This window comes from Sporomusa sp. GT1, assembly GCF_014634905.1.
GTDB lineage: Bacteria > Bacillota > Negativicutes > Sporomusales > Sporomusaceae > Sporomusa > Sporomusa sphaeroides.
This window is the reverse complement of the sequence record NZ_BMBX01000057.1, coordinates 1-1,917: the sequence shown is the minus strand read 5'-3', so window position 1 is coordinate 1,917 and position 1,917 is coordinate 1. Positions and strand designations below refer to the sequence as shown.

General features: G+C 46.6%; 2 protein-coding genes. Both read left to right on the top strand.

Features of this window, described 5'->3' with window-relative positions; translation table 11 throughout:
- A partial coding sequence (tnpB, locus tag GT1_RS21785) for an IS66 family insertion sequence element accessory protein TnpB (protein ID WP_188400481.1) occupies positions 1-193 on the top strand: 193 nt, incomplete at its 5' end.
- Positions 194-291: 98 nt separating this feature from the next.
- Positions 292-1,869: an IS66 family transposase gene (locus GT1_RS21780; protein ID WP_188400482.1), complete on the top strand. Its 1,578-nt coding sequence runs from the start codon at positions 292-294 to the stop codon at positions 1,867-1,869.
- The last annotated feature ends 48 nt before the right edge of the window (positions 1,870-1,917 follow it).

Below are 1,917 nucleotides of genomic sequence, written 5' to 3'. Positions count from 1 at the left end.
GAAAGCGCTGCTATGGGAAGGTGACGGTTTTGTCCTCTTGTACAAACGCCTGGAAAAAGGCCGTTTCCAATGGCCAACTAGTGCCGAAGCAGTTCGGACCATTACTTCTCAACAACTTCGCTGGCTACTAGAAGGTCTGTGCATTGATCCTCCCAAGGCGGTACAAAAACTTGATACTTCGGCATGGATTTAGACGGAAAAATGCCGTTTAATCCTTATAATTCCTAGGTTTATTGCACTGTTTATGGTATAATGAATATAGTAGAAAAATCGTACCGAGGAATCAATAACATGTCGGTTTCGGACCAGATGAAAGCTTTTGAAAAACGCATAACCGAGCTTGAACAAGAGAACAAACGGCTGCACGATACAGTAGCTTATTTGACGAAACAACTCTTTGGCAAGCGTTCAGAGAAGACATCGTCCTTATCCAAGGAGCAGGTGTCTCTTTTTGATGAGCTGCCATCAGTATTTGATGAAGCAGAAACTGAAGCAAATGCGAAAATGCCTGAGCCGGATTTACAAGAAGAGGCTGCTAAATTTGCTAAGAAACGGTACAAAGGTCAACGGAAAGATCAAATCAGCCATTTGGAACATGTGAAAAAAGTCTATCATCGGCTCAAAGGAGACCGCTCCTGCGATACCTGCGGCACAGAACTGGTTGCAGTGGGTGAAGAATTTGTCCGATCTGAGCTGGAATTTATTCCGGCTCAAGTCCGGGTCATTGATTATTATCGCGAAACATTGGAATGCCGGAATTGCCGAAAAAATGACCGTTCCTATATGGAAAAAGCAGAGCTGCCGGATCCGGTGATTCTGCACTCTTTAGCATCTCCGTCAACACTCGCCTGGATCATGCACCAGAAGTTCGTGAACGCTATTCCCCTCTATCGGCAGGAAGCAGAATGGCAAATGCTCGGCGTTAGCTTGAGCCGGGCTACCATGTCGAACTGGCTGATGGTGGCAGCGCGTGATTGGCTGCTGCCGGTCGTAGAGCGCCTGCATCAGGAGCTGGTCAAAGAAACCTACTTGCATGTGGACGAGACACCCATTCAAGTGTTGCAGGAAGAAGGACGGAAAAACACGACCGACTCATACATGTGGGTTTACAGCACAGGGCAATACGGGACACATCCTATTCGGCTTTTTGAATACCAGCCGGGGCGCGGAGGCAATTATCCGAAGAAATTCCTGAAAGGATTTCAAGGATATTTACATACCGATGCGTACCGCGGCTATGACAAGGTCGAGAAGATAGTCCGCTGCTACTGTTGGGCCCACGTGCGAAGAAAATTTGTTGATGTGCTGCCCAAAGATGTGAAATCGCCGGAAGCAACGATGGCTGCACAGGGCATACAGTTTTGCAATGAGCTATTTGCTATGGAAAGGGCTTTGGCCTCTAGCTCGGCAAAAGAACGGTATCAGGAGCGTCTAACAAAGCAACTACCTGCGTTAGAGGCTTTTTGGTCATGGGCAGATTCTGCCCTACACACCCTGCCACCCAAAAGCAAAACCAGTGAAGCCATACAATATGCAGTAAACCACAAAGCCGGGTTGATGAATTATCTCAAAGACGGAAACTGCTCGATTTCAAACAATCTGGCAGAAAACAGTATTCGACCCTTTACAATTGGGCGAAAAAACTGGTTATTTAGCGGCAGCCCCAGAGGGGCAGCCGCAAGTGCTGCAATCTACAGTTTGATCGAGACGGCTAAAGCTAATGGATTAAATCCGCACCGTTATTTAGAGTATATTTTAGGAGATTTACCTGGCGTGCCATTTCGGCAGTACCCTGATAGTTTAGATGACTACCTTCCCTGGAATCCAGATATTCAAAAGAAATGCGCTTCAACCAAAACCGGCAAATGAGAAGCCGGTTTTAATTTTTGTCTAGCCACATTCTTGTTTAACGCTTAC

Bases quoted from the DNA above. Each gene is read 5' to 3' on its own strand.
- GT1_RS21780 (WP_188400482.1), top strand. From the start codon at position 292: ATGTCGGTTTCGGACCAGATGAAAGCTTTTGAAAAACGCATAACCGAG.